The sequence below is a fragment of the Hymenobacter cellulosivorans genome (assembly GCF_022919135.1).
Taxonomy (GTDB): Bacteria; Bacteroidota; Bacteroidia; order Cytophagales; family Hymenobacteraceae; genus Hymenobacter; species Hymenobacter cellulosivorans.
On the sequence record NZ_CP095049.1, the window covers coordinates 5566732 to 5593069 of the forward strand.

Below are 26338 nucleotides of genomic sequence, written 5' to 3' on the forward strand. Positions count from 1 at the left end.
GTGCAGTTGCCGGCGAGCAACCCCTCACCTGCTTCCAAGTCAGCATGGTCCTTGCTCGATGCCTTTACCAGGCTTTTCCGGTAGTCAGTTGTCGTGCCTCCGCCGATTATCCTGGCTTAGCGACCAACAAAAAAGGCGGCCCCGGTGAGGGCCGCCTTTTTGCTTATGTAAGTCTGGCTGCGAGCTTTAGTTGCTGCCAATCGGCGCGGTCGGTACCGGGTCGGCCTTGGGGTTGCGCAGCTGCAGTTGCTCCCGGGTCGTGACGGTGCCCACGGTCATGCGCAGGTTGTAGTCGCCGGCGGGCAGGCCAGTGAAGTCCAGGGTCTGGTGGTGGGCTCCGGCCGTCTGACGACGGTAGTCCGACACCCGAACCGGCGCGCCGTTCTGGTTGTAAAGTACCCAGCCCATCGGAATTTCCTCGGGCAGGTTGTAGCGCAGCTGCACTACACCATTGCTGGGGTTGGGGTAGATGCTCATCTTGTTGGCTCCCACCCCGGGGCGGCTGCTGGCCATATCCTGGGCAGTCGGCTCCTCCGATTTGGCGGGCCGGAGCTTCCACATCTGGTTTTCTTTGCCGCTGTAACGCCACTGCTGCACGGTGCCGGCAGCCGAGTCACGGGCAGTTAGGGCCTTGTTGCTGTGCTTGGCCAGCAGCTTGTAATAGCCGTTTTCGGTGGGCTCGATGCGCCACAGCTGGTTGTTGCCGCTGTAATAAGGCCACAGGTCCATTTCAGCCCCGTTAGAAGTGGAGCTGCCCAATACTTCCAGCACCCGGTTGTTGCCGGGCACTACGAGGCGGTAGTAGCCATCAGCCAACCGTTCCACGCGCCACTGCGGCTCCTGGTTACGGCTGTCGGCCTCCTTGCTGGCGGTGCCCAGCCCGTTGTAAACGTGGCTGTTGGGGCGCGAAGGGTCATCAATTTCCAAAGGTTTGCCCGTGGTGCGCGAAGTCAGCACGTACAGTCCAGGCTCCAGGGCCGGAGCGGGCGGGGTTTCTTTGGCTGCTTTGGCGGCTGCTTTGGCCGTAGCTTTTTCGGCTTTAGCTACGGCAGGGTCTACTTTAGGCGGAGCCGGAGTAGCCTTGGCTACTTTCACTTCCGGCTTTGCGGCGGGCGCCGGAGCCGGGGCTGGCGCAGGCTTTGCTTCGCGGGGCTTGGGCTCTACCTTGGCCTTGGCTACCACTTTTTCCGGAGCCGGGGCGGGCTTGGGAGCCGCCGCCGGAGCTGCTGCTACGGCAGTTCCGGCCGGGTCGGGCATGCTCGAAGAGCCCTGCGGATACAGATACGCCGTCGGAATCACCTGGGGCGCCTGGCCGGGCGGGGCCCACATCATCTGGAACTGCGCTTCACCTTCACCAGCGGCAAATTCAATTTTGATGGTGGTTTTTTCGCCCGCTGCCAGCCCGATGCCGCTGCTGCCGGTGGCCCCGATCTTGTTGCCGTTGAAGGTGTCGATTATCTTTTTGCCATTGACCCACACGCGCACTTCATCCACGGTTTTACCGATGAAGCGGTAGCTGCCCGTCGAGGGAGCGGCCAGCAGTCCTTCCCAGCGGATGGAGAAGTTGTCGTCCGACAGGTCGGGGCCGGGAGCACCATTACCCCAGTTGAAATTGATGGAAGGATCGACGCGCTGCTGCAGGGGCATCCCGGCCAGGCTGCCGTTGGCAAAGTAGCTGCCCGTCAGGCCTGTGCCAGCACCCTGAGCGGGGAGCGGCGCCAGCAGTACCGGCGAGTCGCCAGGAGTATGACCAGACGTGGTGGCACCCAGAGCCAATGTTGTTGCGCCGGTCCAAAGACCGGTCACCAGCGAGCAAAGTATCAAGCGACGCACAGCGGAATAATTTAAGGTTTTACAGTTGACAAACCGGCAGCTTGATGAGCTTGGCGGCCAGTAAGCAGCAAATGACGGCATGAATCTACCGATAATCGGGGAGCCATGCCAACTCAACCATGCTTTACCTTGATAACTAACTCACGGTTCTGGATAAAATGCAAATAACAGACTACCAGCCGATTCCCCGAGGCTCCATTTGCCCAGTCTTCGGTTTCTGCCAAAAAGGCCGGCAACCACTACTAACCACCGGCCTCTAAGCCCGGTGAAGGGTTGGGATTGAGGCCCGCAGCGGGCCACCCTGCTTACTGGCCAAACTCCTTGGCGTGGTCGTACTTAGTGAAGGCCACGCGGCCGAAGTCCCGGGTAGTGCGGCTGTAGGATTCAACTTTATCGGGGTCGGTGGCGTGAAAACTCTCCCCGCCTTCCCGATGCAGAAACCAGCTGTGCCCGGTCGGGTCGTATTTAAACGTGGTGACGTGGGTCCAGCGCCAGGCGCTGCCGCCGTAGTACTCCAGGGAGAAGTAGCCATTTTTGATGGTAATTCCCTGAAACGGGTCGCCCATCATGCCCCCGCAGCCAGTGCATAGTACTACTTGATCGTTGCGGGCGGCCAGGGTGTAGCGGCCCGAGGCCGAGCCCAGCAGCAACAGCAATGGCCGCGCCGTTTCGTCGCCCATCATGCTGCTATCGGCCGCCAACAGGCGGAGCACTACTACCTGGTCAGGAAAGGCGTCCCGGTTTAAATCACCTTGGCTTACGGCTTCGACCCGGTAGCCAGCCGGCGTAAAGCGGGCCAGTTCCCGCACCGAATCCGCTGGCGTAGCTGCAGCACTGGCGACGGAAGCCGGCGCCGATGCAGTGGGTTCAATTCCCTTACCCGGGCGGGGTTTGATGGCCTCGGTTTTGGCATCATTGCCCACCGGCTGACAGGCGGATAAGCTCAGCAGGCCGATACCGACTCCAACAATTAGAACATAGTTGGGAGAATATTTGCGCATAACGCTCGAATCAATGTTGTAGAAACTCCGGATTAGCTGCCGCCGCTACAGCCGCTCCCGCACCTGGGCCAGGATACGCTCCATTTCCCGGCGGACTGCGCTGGTTTCAGCCACGTGGTTGTTGTTCATGAAACTCACTGCCAGCAGCCGGCCTTTGTGGGTGCGCAGGTAGCCGCTAAGATTGTGCACGTTGGTCAGCGTGCCGGTTTTGCCCCAGAACCAGGTGCCGCGGGCGTCGTGGTAACCGCGGCGCAGGCTGCCGTGCCCACCTCCGGCAGCCAACAGGCTGAGCAAGCGGGGCTCGGGTACTTGCTGGTGCAGCTTCAGAAGCAGAGCCGTCAGGTCGCGGGGCGTGGCCAGGTTCAGCCGCGAGAGGCCCGAGCCATCTACCCAGCGCGGGGCGTCGGGCAAGTCGGCCAGAAACTGCCGGTGCATGGTCCGGATGACGCGGGCTGTACTGAGGGAGTCAGCACCCAGGCGGCTGGAGCACAGCAGCAGCAACTGCTCAGCCAGGAAATTGTCGCTCACCTGCAGCATACGCCGGTACAAGGAATCGACGGCCACGCCCTGCACGGTGCGGATGCTCTCCTGAGGCCAGGGGCGCCACGGCAGGGCCAGCACCGGGCGGCGCAGCGTATCCTGCAGTAGCTTGACTACCAGCTCGGAGTCAGTACGAAAAGGCGTTTCATCGGTCCAGCTGCGGGCTGAAGGATACACCACAAAGCGGTTTTCGAGCAAGGGGCGCCGCACATGGTCGGGGCTGGTGGTGCCGGGGGGCGCGGGCTCCACCAGAGCCGCGAAGCTGCGGGGCGCTACGCGCAGGGCCTGATTGGGTGCCGCCCGAAAGCGCACGGTGTTGCCGTAGAGCGGAAAGGGGCTGCGTTCGGGCTGGAAGTAATAATTGTAGTCGTCCCAACTCCAACCTGGCCCAAAAGCCTCTACGCTGGGAATAGTGGTGTAAAACAGCTTTTCGGGCCGGCTTTGCAGGAACGCAAACGCCCGGCGCGAGGGCACATCGCCGTGGAGCAGCGTGGGGTCGCCGGTACCCCAGAAAATAAGCGAGTCGGAATGCACCACGTAGCGCAGGCTGGGCAGGGAGTCGCCGAGCAGGTGCAGGCCGGCGTAGAGGCTAAAGAGCTTCATGGTGCTGGCCGGCTGGAAATATTCCGCCCCGTTGAGCTCATACACCGGCTCTCCGGTCGTCACGTCGATGATGCTCAGGCCCACGTGGTGCGGGCTCAGCACTGCCGAGCCGGTCAACAGCCGGTTGAGCCAGCGGGGCCCTTTACCGCGCCGCAACGCGGTTTCGCCCACGTTGTCGTCGGCCCGGCTCTGGGCCCGGGCCTTCGGCAGCAGACCGGCGCACAGCAGAAAAATTACGAGCAACAGGCGGCAGGACATGAGCGGCGGGTTTGGGCCGCGCAATATGCAAACTCAACTACAACTTCTACGGCTTTTCACGCGGCAGAGCACTAGTCTCTGGTAGCACTTAAAGCCAGAGAGTTGCAGTACGGGCCCAACTGAAACTACTCGCCCGACAAGAACTAAAACAGATGCTTGCGCCCTGGTCAACCGGCCCGAAACCGGCCTTTTTCGGCGGCCCGCTCGACAACTATTCTTTGCAACATTCGAATTTGCGCCGCGCCCCTCCCACATATTTGAGTAGCTTTGCGTCCTGTTATGCCAGACAGAACCCCTCCCCCCGCGACTACCGCCAAGTACATTTTTGTTACCGGCGGCGTGACTTCCTCCCTGGGTAAAGGCATCATTGCCGCCTCCCTCGCCAAGCTGCTGCAAGCCCGCGGCTTTCGGGTCACCATCCAGAAGTTCGACCCCTACATCAACATCGACCCGGGCACGCTCAACCCCTACGAGCACGGCGAATGCTACGTGACCGACGACGGGGCCGAAACCGACCTCGACCTGGGCCACTACGAGCGGTTCCTAAACGTGCCGACTTCCCAGGCCAACAACGTGACGACCGGCCGCATCTACGACCACGTCATCCGGCAGGAGCGCGAAGGCGCTTACCTGGGCAAAACGGTGCAGGTAGTGCCCCACATTACCGACGAAATCAAGCGCCGGATGCTCATGCTCGGCGAAAAAGGTGAGTTCGACATCGTCATCACCGAAATCGGGGGCTGCATCGGCGACATCGAGAGCCTGCCCTTCGTAGAAGCCGTGCGCCAGTTGCGCTGGGAATTGCCACCCAACGACTCCATCGTGATTCACCTCACCCTGCTGCCCTACTTGGCGGCGGCCGGGGAGCTCAAAACCAAGCCTACCCAGCACTCGGTGCGCGACCTGCGCGAGGCCGGCCTGCAGCCCGACATCCTGGTGTGCCGCTCCGAGCACCCCATTCCGATGGAGATGCGCAAGAAGATTGCGCTGTTCTGCAACGTGAAAATCAACTCGGTTATCGAGGCCCTCGACGCCGACAGCATCTACTCGGTGCCCCTGCTCATGCTCAAGGAGCACCTCGACGAGCGGGTTATCAAGAAAATGAAGCTCACGGGCGGCAGTGCCCACCCCGACCTGGAAATCTGGAAAGATTTCCTGGGCCGCCTCAAGAACCCGACCGAGGAAATCACCATTGCTCTGGTGGGCAAGTACGTGGAGCTGCCCGACGCCTACAAGTCCATCAACGAAGCCTTCGTGCACGCCGGCGCCCAGAATGAGTGCAAAGTCACGGTGCGCAGCATTCAGTCGGACCACGTGACAGCCGAAAACATCGGGCAGCTGCTGCACGGTGTGGATGGCGTCCTGGTAGCGCCCGGCTTCGGGGAGCGGGGCTTCGAGGGCAAGGTAGCGGCCATCAAGTACGTGCGCGAAAACCGGATTCCGTTCTTTGGCATCTGCCTGGGCATGCAGTGCGCGGTAGTGGAGTTTGCCCGCAACGTGCTTAACCTGGAAGGCGCCTCTTCCACCGAAATGGACCTGGCTTCGCCCTTCCCCGTCATTGCCATGATGGAAGAGCAGAAGAATATAACTCAGAAAGGCGGCACCATGCGTCTGGGGGCATACGACTGCGAACTGCGCCGGGGCTCGAAGGCGGCCAAAGCCTACGGCCGCAACCACATCAGTGAGCGGCACCGGCACCGCTACGAGTTCAACAACCAGTTTTTGCAGCAATTCGAGGAAGCTGGCATGGTGCCCTCGGGCGTAAACCCCGACACCGGGCTGGTCGAGGTCATCGAAATTCCGAACCATCCGTGGTTTGTGGCCGGGCAGTTTCACCCCGAGCTGAAAAGCACGGTCCAGAACCCCCACCCGCTGTTCGTGCGCTTCGTGAAAGCTGCCATCCAGCACCACAAGAACGAGTTGTAGAAAACTAGAGTTACCCGTGTCATTGCGAGGAGGCAGAGCCGAAGCCATCCGTCCTCTGCGTAATACGACACTGCCATTTACTAGAAAGCCCTTTACCACCTAGCGCGGTAAAGGGCTTTTTCGTGGGCGCATCGCACGTACTGGCTCGGTGCTAGCTTGCCGGACCCAGTTTGGTAGCGGCACCAGGCATTGGCTGCCGCTATGAGTGGTCAGGCACTCAGGAAATACGTTGTTTTCAGGTACTCCCGGAGCGAAATAGGCTTGCGGCCCAGCAGCCGCTCGACGGTATCGTGCGGCTCAGCCAGCATGCCGTGCCGGGTGGCGGCCCCCCATTGGGCGAAGAAGTTCGCGACGGGTTCGGGGAAGCCGGCGGCTACTTGCTGCGCGATATAGGGCGCCAGTTCGCTGCTGTGGTAGGTGATGGGCCGGCCCGCTAACCCGGATAATTCTTGGGCGATGTCGTGAAACGAATAGGCCTTGCTTCCAGTTAGAGTATACTCTTGATTGTCATGACCTTCGCTGGTCAGCAGGGCGGCCGTGGCGGCGGCCAGGTCGGTGCGCTTAACGAATGCTATCTTGCCTTCTCCCGCCGGAAAACGTATCTCTGCATCCGGCACCTGGCTTCCAATCAGGTACCCAAGGCCTTCGAAGTAATAGCCGTTGTGGAGAATGGTGTAAACCAGCCCCGACGCTTTGAGGTAGGCTTCCGTGGCTAGGTCGCTTTCTGTGACCTCGGCCAGCACAAAATCGGAGCTGCGCTGGATGCTGGTGTAGAACAAATGACTCACGCCGGCTTCCTTGGCGGCGTCGATGACGTTGCGGTGCTGGCTCACCCGGTCGGTAAAGGCTACGGCAGAAACCAGCAGCACCTTCTCGATACCCCGAAAGGCTCGTACCAGTGCGGGGTAGTCAAAGTAGTCGGCTTGCCGCACGTCTACGCCCCGCTCCGCAAGGTCGGTGGCTTTGCTGACGTCGCGCACCAGGGCGGCGATTTCCGTAGGCGGAGTGGTTGTGAGCAAGCAGTCGATGGTTTCGTGGCCCAGGCCACCGGTGGCTCCAGTTACTAGAATCATGGAAACAGAAAGTAAAAACCGCTCCTGCTTGGTCGGCAAGAAGGCGATGTGGTGAAAAGAAGGCTACACCAAGCAGCTACCGGCAGGGACCAAACCTGCGTATATTTGCTTGTAATTTGCAAGTGTAAATATGCAACATATTACTTGCGAATTGCAAGTAAAAACACTTTTTATGAAAGAGCTAAAACAGCGTTCTACCTGCCCCATCAGCACGTCGCTCGATGTACTCGGGGATAAATGGACTCTGCTGATTGTGCGGGACATGGTGTTTGCGGGTAAGTCAACCTATGGGCAATTCCTGCAGTCGGCCGAAAAAATGGCGACCAACATCCTGGCCGACCGCCTGGCTGGCCTTGAGGCGCAGGGTATTGTATCCAAGGCCGTGGCCGCCGACAAGAAATCAAAGTTCACCTACCGCCTGACGGAAAAAGGCGTGGCTATCGTCCCCATCATGGTTGAACTCATCCTGTGGGGAGCTCAGCATTGCTCCACCCTTGTTGACCCTGGCTTGCTGGCAGAACTCCAGACTGAGAAAGGTGTAGCCGTGGAGAAGTACCAACAGATGGCCCGCGAAAAGGCCCTGGCGTAACCAGCATGCGCCTTTCCCACCGACTGCTTTCCGCAACCCACCGGAACGTAGCAAGTCAGAGTCTTGGCGTATAAGTCTGTCCTTTTGGAAGAAGGGTCCCATACCGCACCTTCGGCCTTCTGCCAAATACGCCGGTTGGCGAATATTCTACTGCCATTCCCGACCTTTGCCCCGGCTAGCCGGATTTTTGAGGCAAGCCCGGCTTTCCCCGTACCTTTGTGTTTCGCGCCGCCCGGCGCCCCTCACTTTTTCCCGTCAGTACCTTCCTTCGATGGACAAAAACCAAGCAACCGGCCTGTTTATTATCTCGGCCTTGCTCCTCGTCTACCTGTTCTTTTTCTCGCCTAAGCCGCCGAAAGAACAACCCGCCGCTAAGGCGACCACCGCCGCCAGCAAAAATGGTTCGGCCGCGGCCGCCGCGCCCCTCGACTCGGCCACGGCCGCCCGCACGCTGGGTGCCTTTGCCGCTGCCGGCCAGGGCACGGCCCAGCAGGTGCAGCTCCAGAACCCCAACCTGACGGTGACCTTCTCCACGAAGGGCGGCCGGGTGGAAGCCGTGCGCCTGAACAAGTACAAGACCTTCTTCGGCAAGCCGATGGATTTGCTCGACGCTCAGAGCGCCCAAATCGACACGCGCTTTCGCACCACCGACGGCCGCACCATCAAGCTCTCGGACCTCTACTTCCAGCCCGCGGCCGCCCAGGCCGTTACGGTTGGGGAGCGGAAGGGCCAGCGCCTGACCTTCACAGCCGCCGTGGCTGGGGGCAGCATCGAGCAGGAATACACCTTGTTTGACGATTCTTACGAAGTTGGCTATGCCCTGCGTATGCCCGGCATAGCCAACACGCTGGCCGCCGAGCCACTTACCTTCAGCTTCCTGGACCACGTGCGCCAGACTGAGCAGGACGCCAAGCAGAACCGCAACCACTCGACCATCAATCACTACCTGGCCTCTGATGACCACGGCGCCCTGGCCGAGGCTTCCGAGAATCCCGAGGAAATCAAGATTGCGGAGCCCCTGAAGTGGGCCGCTCACAAACACGACTTCTTTATTGCCGGTATCATCGCCGACAACCAGTTCAGCAACGGACAGTTCAACTCCAAGGTCGACCTGGAAGACTCGACCTACCTCAAGACGATGAGCTCCACGCTGGCTATTCCGGTGGCCGATGTGCAAGCTAACAAGGCGACTTTCCGCTACTACTTCGGCCCCAATTCCCTGCCGGTTCTGGAAAACGTAGCGCCCGGCTTCGAGCGCAACGTGTACCTGGGCTGGGGTATTTTCCGCTGGGTCAACAAGGGCGTGATTCTGCCCGTGTTTCACTTCCTGGAGCAGTTTATCGGCTCCTATGGCATTATCATCGCCCTGCTCGTGCTGCTCATCAAGCTCGTGACCTGGCCTTTGACCTATAAAACTTACGTGTCGCAGGCCCGCATGAAGGTGCTCAAGCCCGAAATCGACCAGCTCAAGGAAAAGTACGGCGACGACCAGACCAAGATTCAGAGCGAGACGATGAAGCTCTACTCCACCTTCGGAGTAAGCCCCTTGGCCGGCTGCGTGCCCACGCTGCTCACCATCCCGATTCTGCTGGCCATGTTCCAGTTCTTCCCCAACGCCATTGAGTTGCGCCAGGAGCAGTTCCTCTGGGCCAAGGACTTGAGCAGCTACGACGTATTTATCAAGCTTCCTTTCTACATCAAGTGGTACGGCGACCATGTCAGCCTCTTCACCCTGCTGATGACGGCTTCCACCCTGCTCATGACCTGGCAGAGTAACCAGGTCAACACCCAGATGCAGGGCCAGATGAAGGTAATCGGCTACGTAATGCCGGTTATCTACATGTTCGTGCTCAACAGCTTCGCCGCCGGCCTGACCTGGTACTACTTTGTCTCGAACATGGTCACGTTTGGGCAGCAGTTCATTACCCGCAGCTTTGTGGATGAAACCAAACTGCGCGCCCAGCTCGAAGCCAACAAGGTCAAGAACAAGGACAAGAAGCCCTCGGGCTTCCAGGCCCGCCTGGCCGAGGCCATGAAGGCCGCTCAGGAGCGCGAGGCCCAGGCCAAGCAGGGCGGCAACGAGCCCCGCGAACCGCGGGAGCCGCGCGAGCCCAAAGGCGACAAGCCCCGCAAGCCCACCCGCCGCTCGTAGCCCACGCTGAGCTCCGCTCTTTTTTCCCAACGCCCTTCTGCCGCCCGGTGGAAGGGCGTTGTTCATTTCGGGCTTTTTCGCTGCCGCTTACCGGCGGCTTGCCAGGGTTTTGTCCAACTCCGTTCCCTCAATTATCAGCCACTTACTCTCGGTTCACCATAAGCCCTGACTGAAGTTTGTCTAGAAGCAGTCTAGAGCCATTCTGGAAGCAGACGAGAAGCAGCATGGTTCTACCCTGACTTTACCCGCCGCCTTCCATCCAGGTAAAGCACAACTTCGTAGGTAGTAGGTGGCAGGGAGCTCTTGGTTAGTGGCTCGTTTTTTGGAACTTACCTGGCCGCTCACCTCTTTAACGCCCCGACTATGCGCCTCTCCTTCCTGTTTCTGCTGGCCGCTCTGCTCGGGGCCGCCAGTAGTGCCCCGGCCCAGAATCTGGTGTCGGATAAAAATAAAACCAAGACCAAAACCGTTTCGCTGAGCCGGACCCCGGTCAAAGGCAAGGTGAAAGTGGTGACCAAAAAGCCTGTGGCAGCCAAGAAAGTAGAGGCCGTGCCCGTCATCGTCTTTCGGCGCACGCCCTGCTTTGGTACTTGCCCCCACTACGAGGCCACGGTTTTCTCCGATGGTCATGTGTCCTACATCGGCTACCGCTACGTGCCCCTGACGGGGCCCCACGAGCTGAAAATCCCCGTGGCAACCGTCAATACGATTATGGACGATGCCCGCCGCCTCAACTTTGCCACTTACGAGGAGCGCTACTCCCAGGGCTCTACCGACCTGCCCGCCACTATCCTGAGCATACGCCAGCCTAACGGGCAGCTCAAAACCGTGCAGGCCGAAGAAGGCACCCCGCCCGAGCTCGAAGCACTGATGAAATACGTAGCCGCCGAAATCGAGAAAGTATCGGGCGGCACCAACGCCGCCGCTGACCGGTAGTTCGTTGCTGGTTGTTTGGTATTAGTTGTTGGTTGTTCGTTGTCAGTTGTTAGGGCGGTCATCCTGAACGCAGTGAAGGACCTTTCCTTTCCTGAGTGACAAGTACCCTTAAATGTGCAAGAGCCCTTTACCGCGCGGGTGGTAAAGGGCTTCTGTGCGTTGATACTAGCCTTTGCAGGGGAAGGTAAGGAAGGTCCTTCACTGCGTTCAGGATGGCAGCCCTAACGACTGACAACTGACAACCAACAACTAATCACGAACCTAAAACTCCACGATAAAGCCGATGGTGGGCGTAACCAGGGCGCTTTCGTTGTCGATGAGGATGGGCAGGGCGTTGGCGCCGTCGGGGCGCAGGGCCTGACCGTCGGTGCTCACGAAGGCCGAGTTATCGGGGGTACGCTGGAAGCTGTAGCTGGGCGTGGCCGGCGACTTAGCCAGCAGCACGTTCTGCACGTCGACGTAGAAGTCCAGGGTCAGACGGCGGAAGTTGTACTTCTTGTCGAGACGGAAGTCGACCTGCTGGAAGGAGCCCAGGCGCTGGGTGTTGAGCTGACTGTAATCCAGAACCCCGGTGCCGATGGCCAGGTAATTCTGGCGTGACGCCTCCAAATCGAAGGGGGTATAGGGCGAACCAGCGGCGAAGCGGTACTTAAGGCCCACTTCCCAGTTGCGCCCCAACTTCCGCCCCAGCAGCCCCGACACCAAGTGGCGCGAGTCCCAGGCCGAGGGTTTGTAGCGCCCATCAAGGCCGCTGAACTCACTGCGAAACACGGTGTACGACACCACGGCGAAGGTTTTGCGGGTCAGCTTCTGCTGAAAGAAGAACTCCCCGCCGTAGGTGCGGCCCCGGCCGGTACTGGTCACGGCCTCGTTGCCGAGGGCCGCAAAGTCGCCGCCCAGGTTGGCCAGTGAAATACCGTCGCGCACACTCACCGGGTAGTGGCTGTACTTCTTGTAGAAGCCTTCCAGGGTAAAGCGGGTGTTGGGCCGGGGCAGCAGCTCCAGGCCAGCGACATAGTGGTCGGAGCGAATGTAGCGGTTGTCTTGGTTGACCAGCCCTCCATTAGCATCCCGGAAACCCAGAATCGTGGACGGCGGAATCTTGTAGTAACGGCCCACCGAGGCGTTCAGGTTCAGCTTATCGGTCAGGGCGTAGGCCGCCGATACCCGGGGCGAGAGGGTGCGGAGCAGGTTACGGCCGTCGTTGGTAAAGGAGTTGCCATCTGTGCGCACCCCGGCCGAGAGCGTAAGCCGGCCCGAGGGCAGCAACGTGCGCGTGGCCTGGGCAAAGGCCCCGAAGCGGACAAAATTCAGGTCGGAGGCAAACCGCACCGTGACTTCCGGGGCCACCACCGCGCCCTGCGCATCCCGAATTTCGCTTCGCAGGCGGCGCTGAAAGCGGTTGTCGTAGTGAATCAGCTGGCCGCTGGCCCCGTAAGCGTACTGCCAGCGGCCGGCCGTGCGGTTTACGTCCACGCGCAGCTTGTTTTCGGTTTCGCCCGAGCGAGTGAGCAGCACCCGGTTGGCCTCGTCCTTGCTTTTGCCTGACTCAAACAAATCGAGCTTGTTTTCGAGCTGGGTGCGGCTCAAGGCCACGTTCAGGTAGCCGTTGGGCAGCAAGTGGCGCAACGCCAGGCCAGTGGTGTAGTTCCACTGGTCGTAGGTGGGCGTGGAGCGCAGCACGTACTCCTTGTCGGGCGAGGAGTTGCGCGGGGCGGCCAGCTCGAAGTGGTCTAAAGCGCCCAGCCCCAGGGCCGTCAGCGTGGTTTTCTCCGAGAGCTTGGTCGTGACCTTAAACTGCGAATCCCAGTAGTTGGGCCGGATGGGCAGGTCCAGGGCCTTGAAGAGCAGCTGCAGGTACGAGCGGCGCAACGACACGAGAAAGGTCGTGTTCTTAGCCAGCGGGCCTTCCAGGGTGCCGGCTACCTCGGTCCCGCTCAGGCGCACGTTGCCCTGAATCCGCTCGGGGTTACCGTCGCGCTGCCGGAATTGCAGCACGCTGCTCAGGGCGTTGTCGTAGCGGGCCTCGAAGGCCGAGCTGCTCAAGGTCACGTCCTCGATAAATGACACGTTCAGGATGCCGGCCGGGCCACCGGTGCTGCCCTGGGTGGCAAAATGGTTGATGACCGGCACCTCAATGCCGTCGAGGTAGTACACGTTTTCGTTGGGGGCCCCGCCCCGGATGATGATGTCGTTGCGGAAGCCGGCCGTGCCCCCGGTACCGCCCCCACCCACGCCGGGCAGACTCTGTACCACTTTCGAAATGTCGAAGTTGCCGCCCGGGTAAGTCTTGATTTCCTCGGTATTGAGGCGCTGCACGCTCAGGGGCGTTTCGGCCGTAGCCACCCGAATGGCCCGGCTAGCCGTCACGGTGACTTCGCCCAGCTGCTTGGCTCCGGCACTCAGCTCCAGGTTGATGATGTTGGCGTTGCCGCTGGTTACGCTCACGTTGCTGCGCAGCAGGGCCTCGTAGCCCACAAAAGAAGCCCGCAGGTTGTAGGAGCCCGTAGGCACGCCGGCCAGTTTGTAGCGGCCCTGCTCGTCGGTGGCCGTACCGAAGTCCGTGCCTTCCAGCACCACCGTCACGCCTGGCAGCACCTCCTGGGTGGCCCGGTCGCGCACCGTCCCACTGATTTGTCCTGTGGTTTGGGCCTGGAGGTGAAAGGTGAGGCCAAGCAGCAGCAAGAGCAACCAGTAGCGGTGAAGCATGGAGAATAGGGCTGGGTGAATATACCAACAACCGTTAGCCAACGCGTGGGTTTAGCCCGCAGCCACATTCGCCCGAAATAAGCGCCGCCTCGTCTCTAGTCTTTACGCACCCGCTCCAGCACCAGCTGGTTCATGGGGTTAGGCGTCAGGCCGCGGATGTTGTTCTGCGTCAGGCGCACGACCTGGTCGTAATAGAGCGGAATGACGGGGCTTTCTTCCACCACCATCCGGTCCATTTGCTGGTAGAGGGCGTAGCGTTTTTGCACATCCTGCTCCCGGATAGCCCGCTCGTAGAGCTGGTCGTACTCGGCACTCTGATAATGAGTTTTGTTGGGGCCGGCTGGGGCGAAGTTCTTGCTGTAGAACAAGGCCAGGTAGTTTTCCGCATCGGGGTAGTCGCCCAGCCAGCTCTTGGTAAAGAAGGCGGCCCGGCCATTGTCCACCATTTCCTGCTGGGCCGCCGACTGGTTTACCTCAATACTTACCGTGACGCCCACCTCAGCCCACTTCTTCTGTAGGTATTCGCACACTTCCTTGCGCTCGGCCACCGTGCCCAGGCGCAGCTTCAGCGGATTATTGGGCCCAAAGCCCGCGGCCTGTAGTAGCTCCCGGGCCTTCTGGGGCTGGTAGGTATAGCCGGGCACCAGCTTTTCACTGTACGAGGGCAGCGACGACGGCACAAAACCCGAGTGGCCCGGCACGCCCACGTTGTTGAGGAAGTAGGCAATCAGCTCGGGCTTGTTCAGGGCGTAGCTCAGCGCCTGCCGCACCCGCCTGTCGCGCAGAGCGGGGCTAGCCGCATCCCCGCGCAGGTTCGTGGGGTCGAGCTGAAAGCCCAGGTACTCGGTGTTTAGGTAAGGCGCTTTCTGAAGCCGAAACTTGCCCTGAAAATCCTTCCGTACGGTGCCGTCGGGGTGCATGATTAAGTCCCGGCTACCCGCCCGGATACCGGAGAGGAAGTCGAGCTTGCCCTGCATAAAAGTCAGGAACTCGGTTTTGCGGTCCTGGATAAAGCTGATCTGCACCGCATCGACGTAGGGCAGCTGCTTACCCTGCTCGTCCTTTTTCCAGTAGGTCGAGTTGCGGTGGTAGATGATGGCGTTGCCCTCGTCCCACTCCTTGAACCGGAACGGCCCGGTGCCCACCGGGTGCTCCCGGAAGTCCTTGCCGTACTTCGCCACGGCCTCCCGGGGCACCACATAGGCATAAGGCATGGCCAGAATGCCCAGAAACGGAATAAACGGTGCCTGCAAGTGGATGCGCAAGGTGGAGTCATTTACGGCCACGAAGCAGGTATCCGACGGCTCCCCCGCCCCGTTTTCCAGCACTTTGCCCCGGAATATCCAGCCGCCGGGGCTGGCCGTCGGGGCATCGAGCAGGCGGCGGAAGCTATACACGAAATCCTGGGCGACCACTGCCCGGCCCTTGCCCCCGGCAAACACCTCGGCGTCGTGAAAGCGCACGTCGGGCCGCAGGTGAAAGGTGTAGCGCTTGCCGTCGGGGGAAATTTCGTAGCGCCGGGCCACCGAGGGCACCGGCTGCAGCGTCGAATCCAGCTCCACCAGACCGTTATAGAGCTGGGTCACGGCCCAGATATTAGCTTGCTTGTTCGAGAAAGCCGGGTCTAGAGAAGTCAGAGCTTCGGGCTGATTGTAGCGAAAAACTCGCCGCGCATCGGTGGTTTGCGCCGGGCCGCCGCAGCTGGCTAACGCCGTGAGCAACGGGACAACATAACCAGCAAAACGACGGGCGGACAACAGCATGAGAACGGGGGAATCGCTTATATTTGTGCAAAACTACGCGTATAGCTATTAGCTTTTGGCTAATAGTTGTGGTCTTTCCCTTCGCCGTGTTTTTTTACGGTTGCTTTTCCTGAGCTCCGTCCCGAAAACCACCGCCCTACTGCTCTTTCCATGAACCTGACATACTACGGCCACGCCAGCTTTCTCCTCGAAACCGGTGGCAGCAAAATCCTTTTCGACCCCTTCATCCGGCCCAACCCCCTAGCCAAGGACATCGACGTAGCCGCCATTCAGGCCGACTACATCTTCCTTAGCCACGGCCACGGTGACCATGTCGCCGATACGGTCGAAATTGCCCAGAACACCGGCGCCGAGCTGCTGGGCATGGTCGAGCTGCTGAGCTGGTTTGGGGAGAAAGGCCTCAAAGCCACCTACCAGATGAACCTGGGCGGTACCGTGAAGCTGCCCTTCGGCACCGTGAAGCTGGTAGCCGCGGCCCACAGTTCCTCCCTGCCCGACGGCTCCTACGCCGGGCTGGCCGCGGGCTTTATCATCGAGTCGGAAGGCAAGACGCTGTACTTCGCTGGCGACACGGCCCTGACCTACGACATGAAGCTCATCGGCGAGCGGTACAAGCTGGATGCGGCCCTGCTGCCCATCGGCGACCATTTCACGATGGGCATCGACGATGCGCTGGTAGCCGCCGACTGGACCGGCACCAGCAAAATCGTCGGCATGCACTTCGACACCTTCCCCCCCATTGCCATCGACCACGCCAGCGCCAAGACTAAGGCTGAAGCCGCCGGTAAAGAGTTGGTGCTGATGCAAGTCGGGGAAACAATTTCGCTGTAAAGAGTTCTGGGCTGCTTAAGTGCGGCCAGCTTTTTACCTTTGAACATTAACTATCGACAAGCTAACAGCTATCTTTAACGTAGCTCACAGCTTCTACAACTCATGGGAAAAATCATTGCGGTAGCCAATCAGAAGGGCGGCGTTGGCAAAACCACCTCGGCCATCAACCTGGCGGCCAGTCTGGCGGCGCTGGAGTACCGGACGCTCCTGGTGGATGCTGATCCGCAGGCCAATGCCACCTCCGGCGTCGGCTTCGACCCGAAGGACATCGAGAACAGCATTTACGAGTGCATGGTGGATGGCATCAATGCCCACGACATCATCCTCAACACTAATATCCTGCCTCACCTCGACTTAATGCCCTCCCACATCGACCTGGTGGGTGCTGAAGTAGAGATGATCAACCTGCCCAACCGGGAGGAGAAGATGAAGGATGCCCTGCGCCCCCTCGTCGACCAGTACGACTTCATCATCATCGACTGCTCCCCTTCCCTGGGTTTGATTACGGTCAATGCCCTCACGGCCGCTCACTCGGTAATCGTGCCCGTGCAGTGCGAGTACTTCGCCCTGGAAGGCCTGGGCAAGCTGCTCAACACCATCAAGATCATCCAGAGCCGCCTCAACGAGGAGCTGGAAATCGAGGGCATCCTGCTCACCATGTACGACGTGCGCCTGCGCCTCTCTAACCAGGTGGTGGAGGAAGTAAAGCTCCACTTCCAGCAGCTCGTCTTCGACACCATCATCCCCCGCAACGTGAAGCTGTCGGAGTCGCCCTCGTTTGGCATTCCCGTCATCCTGCACGACGCCGAAAGCAAGGGCAGCATCAGCTACCTGAACCTGGCCCGCGAAATCGTGGAAAAGAACGTGGAAGCCGGTACACCCGAAGCCACGGAAACGGAAGGCGAGGCGGCGTAAGTGTTGCTGATTTTAGTAAAACAAGAAGGCCGGCGAGATTCGCCGGCCTTCTTGTTGTTTGTTAGGGTCCAGTAACGCTTTTGCAGCTATTTCCCCGCCGGGTCTTTTAGCGTCCGCAACGACGAGCCGCGGATCAGCAGGTCAGGCTGGAGCACGATGCGGCGGGGCGAAAACAGGGCACTGCGCTCTTCCAACATCTCCAGAAACAGCCGCACGGCCGCCTGTCCCATCTGTTCACAGCGCTGGTCGACGGAAGTCAGCATGGGCTCGGTCATGGAAGTAAACGTCTCATTGCTGAACCCGGAAAGCGCAATGTCCTGCGGAGCCCGCAGCCCCTGCCGCTTCAACTCCTGTAAGGCCCCAACGATGGAAAAGTCGCTGGCGGAGAAGATAGCATCGGGACGTTTCTTAAGCTGCAGCATGCGTTGCATACCGGTCACGCCGTCTTCCTGGGTCATGTCGCAGTGGTAAATCAGCTCCTCGTCCACGGGCAGCCCCGCTTCTTGCAGCGCATCGAGGTAGCCCAGCCGCCGGTTCTTGTAGATATTCAGGTGCAGCGGCCCGCCGAAATGCGCAATCCGGCGGCAGCCCTGGGCAATCAGGTGCTTCGTAGACTGGTAACCACCCTCCCGGTCGTCGATAACCACGGCGCTGACATCGAGCCCATCCAGCACCCGGTCGAAGAAAACCAGGGGAATTTCCTGTTTGCGCACCTTGTCAAAATGCCTGAAGTCAAGCGTATTGCGGGCCAATGACACCAGAATCCCTTCGACCTGGGCGCTGAGCAGGGACTCAATGTTTTTCTGCTCGTGCTTCACGTCCTCGTTCGACTGGCAGATCATCACGTTGAAGCCCGCCTTGGTGGCCACGGTTTCAATGCCTTTTACCACCATGGTAAAGAAGTGGCCATCAATGTGCGGGACAATGACTCCCAATAGGTTGCTGCGGCCCTTGCGCAGGCCCGCGGCCATGTGGTTGGGCTGGTAATGCAGCTCCTGGGCCAGTTTCCAGACCTTTTTCTTGGTAGCTGCGCTGATAGTAGGATGGTCGCTCAGGGCCCTGGAAACCGTGGACACCGAAACGCCCAATTGCTGCGCCAGATCTGAAATTGAAGCTTTTGTGCGGGCCACAACCGTAGTAAATTGAAAATGAAGAAACCGGCACTCCGTACCAGATGTGCAACACTTACGCAAATAACCGGCCAACCAATGCAAAATTTGCGGAGAGCCCGCGCTTTTTTGTTTTGCACTAGTACCTGTATTGCCTACCAGAACACATTCCTCCCGCGGATTCCTTACGGCAAAGGTTGCGGCGTATAGCTCGGTCCCTGGCAACGAGGCCCTTGAGCAGTCCAGGCCAGTTTGTCGATGCACAACTGCCGCTCTTTCATGGCCTTATCCCAGGCATGATACACCAGATATTCCGTCTTGCCATCCGGACTCAGAACGTGGGAATGGTGCCCCGGCCCGCGCACATGGCCTTCCACGGCGTGCAGCACCCGCGGCCCTTTTTCGGCACCCGTATCCGAATAAGGCCCCATAATCGAGTCGGCCACGCAGTAGTCGACGCCGTAGCGTGGGGTCAGGAAGTTGGCGCCGCTGTAAAAGCAGTAGTATTTGCCGCCATGCTTGCGTACAAAAGGCCCCTCCAGCGTATGCCACTCCGCAAAAGTGCGGTTGTCGTAAAGCGGCATCAGGCGGTTTTTCTCAAACACCGTCCAGTCGTGCCGGGCCCGCATCACCGTGCGGCCTTTCCCGGCCAGGCGGGTCATATCCAGCAGCCGGTCGACCACCAGACCGGTACCCGGTCGGTAGCCATTGTCCGAGTCAATAAAGTCGCGGGCGTAGAACAGATACCACTGCCCATCAGTATCCTGAAACGGGTGGGCATCTATGGTAAACTTGCTCTCGGGCACGTCGAGTAAGGCCACCTGCGTGTAGGGACCTTGCGGAGTTTTGCTGGTAGCCACATGCAGCCGGTGCCCCACTGCCGCCCCAATCGCGCCACCGCCCATCGAGTAGTACATATAAAACGTGCCCTGATGATAAATAACCTCCGGAGCCCAGAAATCGGCTCCAGTGGCTCCCTCCGGCGGGGTGAGGGCACCCCCAGCCGGCTTCCAGTCGACTAGGTTAGCTGAGGTAAGTACTGTAAAGATGCGACCATCGGCAGTGCGGCCCTGCCCGGTGGTACCAAAGGCATAGTAGCGACCCTGATGGCGGAGCACAAATGGGTCGGGAAACTGGCCTGCATACACCGGGTTGGTGTAAGTCCGGCCCGCGGCGCGGGCTACGGCCTGGCTATGCAGGGCCAGAGCAGCCAGGCCGCTGCTGGCTTGCTGCAGGAAATGACGACGTGAGGGCATAAGGAAAGGTTGGTGGGAATAGCAGAAAGGATGTTACCAAAGAGCTGCATTCAAGCTGACCGTAGGTCAGATCATTTCCGCCGAGCAAAACAAGGCATGAACTGCAGCTGGCGGGGCCGACAAACTCGATTACAGCCCTTTTTCTTTAATGCCTGCGCATTCGCTTTTTGGCAATGGCTGAACAATATGCAAACGTTTGCGTTAGAACTTACGTAGAAGTGCTCACTACAGGTACTATCACCTTGGGCAAAAAAGCTAAGTAGCAAGCTCAATGCTCTACACCAAGGGACTGCAAAACCTGTAATAGCAACGCCTGAACGACAATATAGAATATATCTCAGAAAGATGAGCACTATATTTCTCCCCATACTACTACTGCGGCACACTCGCCACTGCTTACCGCAGATAGCCAACTTCTTACCAATCGCACGCAAACGTTTGTAATTAGTCTCGCTCGTATTGTATGAAGAAGCTTCTACTAGGTATCTCCTTACTGCTGGCCTGTAGCAGTACGTACGCTCAAAACTCTAAAACCAGAGGCAATGGCTCTGTCGGTAGCGCCGCCCAGACTGCTGGCCAGCGTTGGACGACAGAAAGGGCGCAGGCTTGGTATAAGGCTCACCCCTGGATCAGCGGAGCCAACTTTACGCCCAGCACGGCTATCAACCAACTGGAAATGTGGCAGGCCGATACCTTCGACCCAGCTACCATTGATCGGGAACTGGGCTTTGCCGAAGGCATCGGTTTTAACACGATGCGGGTTTTTCTGCACAGCCTGGCCTGGAAGCAGGACCCGAAAGGCTTCAAGGAGCGGATCAATGCTTATCTGGCCTTGGCCGATAAGCACCACATCCAGACGATGTTCGTCTTTTTCGACGACTGCTGGAACAAGCAGGCTAACGTGGGGGCTCAGCCCGTACCGAAACCGGGAATTCATAACTCTGGCTGGCTTCAGGACCCCGGCGACCCTGCCTCCCGGGACTCGGCCACTTTTATAGCCCTAAAGCCCTACGTGCAAGACGTGCTGAACAGCTTTAAACACGACAAGCGAATCTTGCTCTGGGACTTGTATAATGAGCCGGGCAACTCCGGCAAGCTTACTTCTTCCCTACCCCTGCTGCGTAATGTTTTTGCCTGGGCCCGGGCCGTAAACCCGGATCAGCCCCTGAGTGTGGGCCTGTGGGCCTGGGATTTTCAGGCGCTGAATACGTATCAGGCGCAGCACTCCGACATCATTACGTACCATAGTTACGATGATGTCCCGGTGCACCAGCGCCTGATCGAACTACTGGAAACGCATGGCCGCCCCCTGATTTGCACCGAATACATGGCCCGCCCCCGTAACTCGCGCTTTACGACCATCATGCCCATGCTCAAGACCCAGAATGTAGGGGCCATCAATTGGGGGCTCGTTGATGGTAAAACCAACACTAAGTATCAGTGGGAAACCCCGATTCCGGATGGCAGTGAGCCTGCCGAGTGGTTTCACGAAGTATTTCGGCGTGATGGCACTCCGTATCGCAAAGAGGAAACTGAGCTGATTCGTAAGCTAAACGGGAAGTAGGCTGACTACTAGCACAGGCCTCACCGGGCCGCCCTGTATGAGTTCAAAGATCAATACAAACGCAAACGTTTGCGAGCAAACAAGCTCTTCACTAGTAAATAGTCATAACCAGTAAACCACTGCGTTATGAGTTATCTACTATAAACATTTCATGTATTTCCTTGACATTCCTTTAATTTGTCTCTATAGTTACAGGGTAATATACCCTCTGGCTTCCCTTAAATGCCAGTGAGACCCGCCCGCTGGTGCCCTGCGCAGAAGCCTTGTCTTCTGAAAATCTGCCTTTTTTCCGGCTTACAACGCAAACGTTTGCAATTCCTCTTGTTTTCTGCAAACGATTCCTACTCCTCTTTCTCTCCTTCCACCTAATCCTACCCATTCGTGTTATGAACAACTCCTTACTCAGAATCCGTAGGTTGCCAGTGCCCGCAACCCTATGTGGTTTGCTCCTGCTCCCAACGGTATACGCCCAGGCAACTGCCCTGCGGTTGCCGGCGGCTCCGTCCGCGGTGTACTTCGCGCCCGTGGCGGCTCCCGTCAGCGGGCGGGTGCTCGACGAAAAAGGCCAGCCTATGCCGGGCGTAACCGTACTCGAAAAAGGCACTACCAACGGGGTGACGACCGATGCCGATGGGCGGTACACGCTCACGGTGGGCGATAATGCCACCCTGACTTTTTCCTTCGTGGGCTACCTGAGCCAGGATGTACCCGTCAGCGGGCGCAGTGAGGTGAACGTGGCTATGGGAGTAGATGCCAAGATGCTTACCGACGTGGTGGTAGTAGGGTATCTGACCCAAAACCGTCAGGATGTGACCGGCTCGGTGGCCAGCGTAAGCGCGCAGGAAGTGCGCCGGGCACCGGTAGCCTCTGTCGGAGAAGCCATTCAGGGCCGGATGCCGGGCGTGCAAGTGACCAACTCAGGGCAGCCGGGGCAGGCTCCCAGCATTAACATCCGCGGTCTGGGTACCATTGCCAGCGGCAGCGGTCCGCTTTATGTTATCGACGGGCTATGGGTGCAGGGTCAAGGAGGACAGCGCGACTTTAACCCTGCGGATGTGGAGTCGGTGCAGGTACTCAAAGACGCCGCCGCGTTAGCTCCGTATGGAGCCTCGGGCGCAAACGGCGTAATTATCATTACCACCAAAAAAGGCAAAGCCGGCACCACGGCTGTCAACTTCAGCGCAAACGGTGGGGTGCAAAACCTGGTGCGGCGCCTGGATCTGATGAACGCAGCACAATGGGCCGCTGTCAACAACCAGGCCTACGACAATGCCGGGCTACCGCGCCAGCCATTTGCCGCCAACATTCCGGCCGGCGTGGACACCGACTGGCAGGAGGAGTTCTTTAAGCAGGGCTCTGTTCAGGACTACAACCTGGGCTTTTCGGGGGGCGGCCCCAACTCTAATTTCAACGTATCGGGAGGCTATTTCAAGCAGACTGGCACGGTGCAGGGGCCGGAGTTTGAGCGTTACAGCTTCCGTGTTAACACGGGCTTCAACCGCGGACGGTTCCGGTTTGGGGAAAATGCCATGCTTTCGCGCACCAACCAGACCCGCCTTAACGTCATTCCTTTCTATGGCTCACCGTTTTACAACGTGGTGCAGATGCTACCCGTCAACTCGGTGTATGACCCCACCACGCCCGGCGGCTACGGCATCGGCAACGCCAATGCCAGTACGTTTGGCCTGAACCCGATTGCCTCCCAGGATCTGCTCAACGACACTGGCACCTCTAACCGCTTGCAGGGCAACGTGTATGGTGAGGTATCCATTTTCGACTTCCTGCGCTACCGCCTCAATCTCGCCACCGAGTTCCACGCCTTCCACGACCAGCAGAAGCGCCAATACGGCAACTGGCGGCAAAACGACATCACTCAGCTGTCTAACTTCGGCGAAAACCAAGGCAACGAGTTGTTCGGCATGGCCGAAAATACCCTCACCTTCGACCGCAGCTTTGGCAACCACAATCTGACCGTGGTGGGTGGCTACAGCCAGCAGCGCTTCCGCCAAGAGTTTACGCGCGGCGTGAACTTTGGCTACGGTACCGGTCCCGTCTACTATTGGGCGCTGGATGCCGGCAGCCAGACGCCGCAGGCCATCGGCTCGTCGTATGAATGGGCAAAGCAGTCGTTTTTTGGACAGGTCACCTACGACTACGACCAGCGTTACCTACTCACTGCTGCTTTCCGCCGCGACGGCTCGTCGCGCTTTGATCCGAACAACCGCTGGGGCAACTTCGGCGCCGCGTCAGTGGGCTGGCGCGTGTCGAAAGAGGCCTTCTTTGCGGGCATTACCGCCGTTTCTGACCTCAAGCTCCGGGCTTCGTACGGCCGCCTGGGCAACGATTTGCTGAATGGGGCTTACGGTGGCTCTTATTTGTCGCAAGGCTTCATTAATACCAATGTCAACTACGCATTAAATGGCAGCGTTCAAAATGGCAACGGTGCCATTCAGACGGCGTATGCCAGCACGGGCATTCGGTGGGAAGACCGGCGCACGACCAACGTAGGCTTCGATGCGGGCTTCGTCGACAACCGCCTGACGCTGTCGGCCGACTACTACGTATCGCAGACCAACGACGCGCTGATCAACCCCAACTTGCCCCTGACTTTCGGCAACGCTGGTCCGAACCCGTTCCGCAACCTGGGCAAGCTGGAGAACAAAGGCTTTGAGGTAGTTCTGGGGTACAACGATAACCGGAACACTTTCCGCTACGGTGCTACAGCCAACCTGACCACGCTCAAAAACACGGTGTTGGACCTGGGCAGAGCTGGCGGTGAAGGCAGCGGCGCGGCCAACTTCTTCAGCGGTGGCCCCCGCGACATTACCCGCACGGAAGTGGGCTACGAGGTAGGCTCGTTCTACCTCTATCAGTTCGACGGCATTTACCAAACCGGTGACGCCAACATCCCAACCGGCCTAGCTCCTGGGGATGTGCGCTATAAGGATATCGACAACAACGGCGTCATCAATGACAAGGACCGCTCCCACGTGGGCCGGGTGTTCCCGAAGCTGCAGTATGGTCTGAACCTGAATCTGGGCTACGGTGGCTTCGACCTGACGGGGTTCCTACAGGGCGTGCAGGGCAACGACGTGATGAACTTGAGCAAGTTTCTGACCGACAACACGGCCGACAACAGCAACTACCGCGCAGATTTCAGCCCCTGGACGCCGACCAACCCATCTAACACGACGCCCCGCGCCATCAAATCGGGTGGACCCCAGAACGGTGACGCCGCCGGCAACAATGCCCGGTTTAACACGACGCGCTGGCTGGAAGATGGCTCTTACCTGCGCCTGAAGAACCTGCAACTGGGCTATACCGTGCCCAAAGCCACGCTTGAAAAAACCAAGTATGTGGCCTCCCTGCGCGTATTTGCTACGGCTCAGAACCTGTTTACGGTAACCGACTACACCGGCTACGACCCCGAAACCGTGGGTAGCGGAGCCTTCAATACCCTGGGCAACAACCTGGCCCGCGGCGTCGACGAAGGCTCCTACCCCAACCTGCGTTCCTTCACGCTGGGCATTCAGGCTGGCTTCTAGGCCCTTTCCACTCATCTACATCATCCACGGATATGAAAGCTTCTTTTTTGACTCGGTTGGGCCTGGCCAGTGTATTACTACTGAGCGCCACGGCCTGCGAGAAGGATATTCTCAACCAGGTGAATCCCAACTTGCCGACCTCGGAAGGTTCTTTTAAGACTAGCGACGACGCGGTGAGGGCAGCCAACGCCTGCTACGCCGGCCTGCAAGGGCTGGGCATGTACCGACGCTGGCTCAACTTTGCCTTCGACCTGCGCGATGATACTGGCTTTAGTCAAAGCCCCTGGGGCGAGTTGGCCGACTTCACGCACTTCATCCAGACGAACTACGACTTTGAGGTGTCGAACAACATCTGGCGCGACCATTACCGCACTATTTACCGCTGCAACCAAGTCCTGGGCAAAGTGCCCAGCATTCAGGGCATGGACGCGACCCTGCAAAAGCGGGTACTGGCCGAAGCCCGTTTTTTGCGCGCCTTGTGCTACTTCAACCTCGTCTCGCTCTACGGCAATGTGCCGCTAGTACTGGCCACCGCTACCGACCTGAACACTGTGCCTCCCCAAGGCAACGAAGCCCAGGTGTGGTCTCAGGTTATCAGCGACTTGCAAGCCGCGCAAGCCGATCTGCCGGTATCCTACACCGGCAACGATATAGGCCGGGCCACCAAGGGTGCGGCCACGACGCTGCTGGGCAAAGCTTACATGCAGAACAAGCGCTGGGCCGATGCGCAGGCGCAATTTGCGCAGGTTATCAGTTCGGGCAGATACCAATTGGCGGCTAATTACACCGATAATTTCCGCCACACCACCGAAAACAACTCGGAATCTATTTTCGAGGTACAGTTCACCGACGAAAAGAAAGGTGGCAATGATGCCGGTAACGGCCCCGATGCTACTTCCTCGCAGGGCGGGCAGCGCTCCCAGTTCTGGGGCGTGCCCGGCTATGGCTTCAACGACGGGGAGGTGCGGCCCTGGGTGGTGCGCGAGTTTTTGCAGGAGCCCACGGCTACCGGGCAGCGCGACCCGCGCCTGGCCGCTACCGTGTTCTACAACCGTAAAGATCAGACGCAGTTTCCCACGGCCCTGGCCTCCGATGCCGATACGCTGGTATACGGCGTAGGATTTCTGACGCGCTATGGCAACGAGGCCCGCAACCGCTCCCGCGTGTACTGGCGCAAGTACCAGACCGACTACTACCGCACGTTCGAGGATTTTGACTCGCCCATTAACCATCGGGTGATGCGCTACGCCGATGTGCTCCTGCTGCAGGCGGAGGCGATGAATGAGCAGAATAATCCTGCCATGGCCATTCCGCTGGTAAACCAGGTCCGCCAGCGGGCCGGCCTGGCGCCGCTGCCTGGCACTCTATCCCGAGAGGCCCTGCGCACCCAGCTGATGCACGAGCGGGTGACGGAACTCACGGGCGAGGGTGTCCGCTGGTTTGATCTGCAGCGCTGGGATCTGCTGACCGATGCGGCCAAGGTAAACGAGCTCAAGGCCCGCGACCCTGACTTCAATAATTTCATTGTTGGCAAGTCGCGCCTGCTGCCGTTGCTGCAAACGGAAGTCGACCTGAACCGCCTGCAACAAAACTCGCAGTGGTAGCCTGGTTCTGCTTCAGAAAATGAAAGAGCCGCTCCGCCCCCGTGCCGGAGCGGCCCTTTCATTTTCTATTTTCCAGCGGCACGGCATTGCCAGGCCACTGCCATGCTTGAGGTATGGGCTTTTATGCTGCC

Annotated in this window: 17 protein-coding genes; 9 read left to right on the forward strand and 8 right to left on the reverse strand. The window is 59.3% G+C overall.

Annotation, left to right across the window (positions count from 1 at the left end; genetic code table 11):
* Positions 1–186: 186 nt before the first annotated feature.
* The 3 genes from MUN80_RS23545 to MUN80_RS23555 form a co-directional block, all read right to left on the reverse strand.
* The gene (locus tag MUN80_RS23545; protein WP_244716952.1) at positions 187–1806 is read right to left on the reverse strand and encodes an RICIN domain-containing protein; all 1620 of its coding nucleotides are present in this window, start codon (positions 1804–1806) and stop codon (positions 187–189) included.
* A gap of 332 nt (positions 1807–2138) precedes the next feature.
* Positions 2139–2834: a hypothetical protein gene (locus MUN80_RS23550; RefSeq protein ID WP_244716954.1), complete on the reverse strand. Its 696-nt coding sequence runs from the start codon at positions 2832–2834 to the stop codon at positions 2139–2141.
* Positions 2835–2879: 45 nt separating this feature from the next.
* Positions 2880–4235, reverse strand: coding sequence for a D-alanyl-D-alanine carboxypeptidase/D-alanyl-D-alanine-endopeptidase (locus MUN80_RS23555; RefSeq protein ID WP_244716956.1), 1356 nt, complete (start codon positions 4233–4235; stop codon positions 2880–2882).
* Between the two features lie 279 nt (positions 4236–4514).
* On the opposite strand from MUN80_RS23555, the gene pyrG reads away from it, so the two are divergent.
* Complete coding sequence (gene pyrG, locus MUN80_RS23560; RefSeq protein ID WP_244716958.1) at positions 4515–6161, forward strand: CTP synthase; 1647 nt, start codon at positions 4515–4517, stop codon at positions 6159–6161.
* Positions 6162–6370: 209 nt separating this feature from the next.
* Here the strand turns inward: pyrG and MUN80_RS23565 are convergent, their stop codons facing one another.
* Complete coding sequence (locus MUN80_RS23565) at positions 6371–7234, reverse strand: SDR family oxidoreductase (RefSeq protein ID WP_244716960.1); 864 nt, start codon at positions 7232–7234, stop codon at positions 6371–6373.
* Between the two features lie 172 nt (positions 7235–7406).
* Between MUN80_RS23565 and MUN80_RS23570 the strand changes: the two genes are divergently transcribed.
* The 3 genes from MUN80_RS23570 (at position 7407) to MUN80_RS23580 (ending at position 10911) form a co-directional block, all read left to right on the forward strand.
* Positions 7407–7823 (forward strand): winged helix-turn-helix transcriptional regulator, encoded by a 417-nt coding sequence (locus MUN80_RS23570; protein ID WP_244716962.1) that lies wholly within the window; start codon positions 7407–7409, stop codon positions 7821–7823.
* A gap of 271 nt (positions 7824–8094) precedes the next feature.
* On the forward strand, positions 8095–9975 hold the full coding sequence (gene yidC / locus MUN80_RS23575) for a membrane protein insertase YidC (protein ID WP_244716964.1): 1881 nt from the start codon (positions 8095–8097) through the stop codon (positions 9973–9975).
* Between the two features lie 363 nt (positions 9976–10338).
* Positions 10339–10911 (forward strand): DUF6438 domain-containing protein, encoded by a 573-nt coding sequence (locus tag MUN80_RS23580; RefSeq protein WP_244716966.1) that lies wholly within the window; start codon positions 10339–10341, stop codon positions 10909–10911.
* A 261-nt stretch (positions 10912–11172) separates the two neighbouring features.
* On the opposite strand, the gene MUN80_RS23585 is transcribed toward MUN80_RS23580, so the two are convergent.
* Together MUN80_RS23585 and MUN80_RS23590 are read right to left on the reverse strand one after the other, a co-directional pair.
* Positions 11173–13620 (reverse strand): TonB-dependent receptor, encoded by a 2448-nt coding sequence (locus tag MUN80_RS23585; protein WP_244716968.1) that lies wholly within the window; start codon positions 13618–13620, stop codon positions 11173–11175.
* Between the two features lie 95 nt (positions 13621–13715).
* Complete coding sequence (locus MUN80_RS23590) at positions 13716–15383, reverse strand: ABC transporter substrate-binding protein (RefSeq protein WP_244716970.1); 1668 nt, start codon at positions 15381–15383, stop codon at positions 13716–13718.
* A 150-nt stretch (positions 15384–15533) separates the two neighbouring features.
* Here MUN80_RS23590 and MUN80_RS23595 point away from each other — a divergent pair, with 150 nt between their 5' ends.
* Both MUN80_RS23595 and MUN80_RS23600 read left to right on the forward strand, forming a co-directional pair.
* Positions 15534–16214 (forward strand): metal-dependent hydrolase, encoded by a 681-nt coding sequence (locus MUN80_RS23595; protein WP_244716972.1) that lies wholly within the window; start codon positions 15534–15536, stop codon positions 16212–16214.
* A gap of 102 nt (positions 16215–16316) precedes the next feature.
* On the forward strand, positions 16317–17129 hold the full coding sequence (locus MUN80_RS23600; RefSeq protein ID WP_244716974.1) for a ParA family protein: 813 nt from the start codon (positions 16317–16319) through the stop codon (positions 17127–17129).
* An 86-nt stretch (positions 17130–17215) separates the two neighbouring features.
* Here the strand turns inward: MUN80_RS23600 and MUN80_RS23605 are convergent, their stop codons facing one another.
* Positions 17216–18259 carry a LacI family DNA-binding transcriptional regulator gene (locus MUN80_RS23605; protein ID WP_244716976.1) on the reverse strand — a complete coding sequence of 348 codons (1044 nt, stop codon included), beginning with the start codon at positions 18257–18259 and terminating at the stop codon, positions 17216–17218.
* Positions 18260–18423: 164 nt separating this feature from the next.
* On the reverse strand, positions 18424–19494 hold the full coding sequence (locus MUN80_RS23610; RefSeq protein WP_244716978.1) for a glycoside hydrolase family 43 protein: 1071 nt from the start codon (positions 19492–19494) through the stop codon (positions 18424–18426).
* 463 nt (positions 19495–19957) lie between these two features.
* On the opposite strand from MUN80_RS23610, the gene MUN80_RS23615 reads away from it, so the two are divergent.
* The 3 genes from MUN80_RS23615 (at position 19958) to MUN80_RS23625 (ending at position 26207) form a co-directional block, all read left to right on the forward strand.
* Entirely contained in the window at positions 19958–21058 is a 1101-nt protein-coding gene (locus MUN80_RS23615; protein WP_244716980.1) for a glycoside hydrolase 5 family protein, read from the forward strand.
* 443 nt (positions 21059–21501) lie between these two features.
* A complete protein-coding gene (locus tag MUN80_RS23620; protein ID WP_244716982.1) occupies positions 21502–24603 on the forward strand; it encodes a SusC/RagA family TonB-linked outer membrane protein in 3102 nt (1033 codons plus the stop codon).
* A gap of 32 nt (positions 24604–24635) precedes the next feature.
* Positions 24636–26207 carry a RagB/SusD family nutrient uptake outer membrane protein gene (locus tag MUN80_RS23625; protein ID WP_244716984.1) on the forward strand — a complete coding sequence of 524 codons (1572 nt, stop codon included), beginning with the start codon at positions 24636–24638 and terminating at the stop codon, positions 26205–26207.
* The last annotated feature ends 131 nt before the right edge of the window (positions 26208–26338 follow it).

Excerpts from the sequence above, each read along its gene's own strand:
- MUN80_RS23570 (WP_244716962.1), top strand. The coding sequence starts at position 7,407 with ATGAAAGAGCTAAAACAGCGTTCTACCTGCCCCATCAGCACGTCGCTC.
- pyrG (WP_244716958.1), top strand. The coding sequence starts at position 4,515 with ATGCCAGACAGAACCCCTCCCCCCGCGACTACCGCCAAGTACATTTTT.
- MUN80_RS23595 (WP_244716972.1), top strand. The coding sequence starts at position 15,534 with ATGAACCTGACATACTACGGCCACGCCAGCTTTCTCCTCGAAACCGGT.
- MUN80_RS23555 (WP_244716956.1), bottom strand. The coding sequence starts at position 4,235 with ATGTCCTGCCGCCTGTTGCTCGTAATTTTTCTGCTGTGCGCCGGTCTG.
- MUN80_RS23550 (WP_244716954.1), bottom strand. The coding sequence starts at position 2,834 with ATGCGCAAATATTCTCCCAACTATGTTCTAATTGTTGGAGTCGGTATC.
- MUN80_RS23565 (WP_244716960.1), bottom strand. The coding sequence starts at position 7,234 with ATGATTCTAGTAACTGGAGCCACCGGTGGCCTGGGCCACGAAACCATC.
- MUN80_RS23580 (WP_244716966.1), top strand. The coding sequence starts at position 10,339 with ATGCGCCTCTCCTTCCTGTTTCTGCTGGCCGCTCTGCTCGGGGCCGCC.
- MUN80_RS23610 (WP_244716978.1), bottom strand. The coding sequence starts at position 19,494 with ATGCCCTCACGTCGTCATTTCCTGCAGCAAGCCAGCAGCGGCCTGGCT.
- MUN80_RS23625 (WP_244716984.1), top strand. The coding sequence starts at position 24,636 with ATGAAAGCTTCTTTTTTGACTCGGTTGGGCCTGGCCAGTGTATTACTA.
- MUN80_RS23590 (WP_244716970.1), bottom strand. The coding sequence starts at position 15,383 with ATGCTGTTGTCCGCCCGTCGTTTTGCTGGTTATGTTGTCCCGTTGCTC.
- MUN80_RS23585 (WP_244716968.1), bottom strand. The coding sequence starts at position 13,620 with ATGCTTCACCGCTACTGGTTGCTCTTGCTGCTGCTTGGCCTCACCTTT.
- MUN80_RS23615 (WP_244716980.1), top strand. The coding sequence starts at position 19,958 with ATGAAGAAGCTTCTACTAGGTATCTCCTTACTGCTGGCCTGTAGCAGT.
- MUN80_RS23600 (WP_244716974.1), top strand. The coding sequence starts at position 16,317 with ATGGGAAAAATCATTGCGGTAGCCAATCAGAAGGGCGGCGTTGGCAAA.
- yidC (WP_244716964.1), top strand. The coding sequence starts at position 8,095 with ATGGACAAAAACCAAGCAACCGGCCTGTTTATTATCTCGGCCTTGCTC.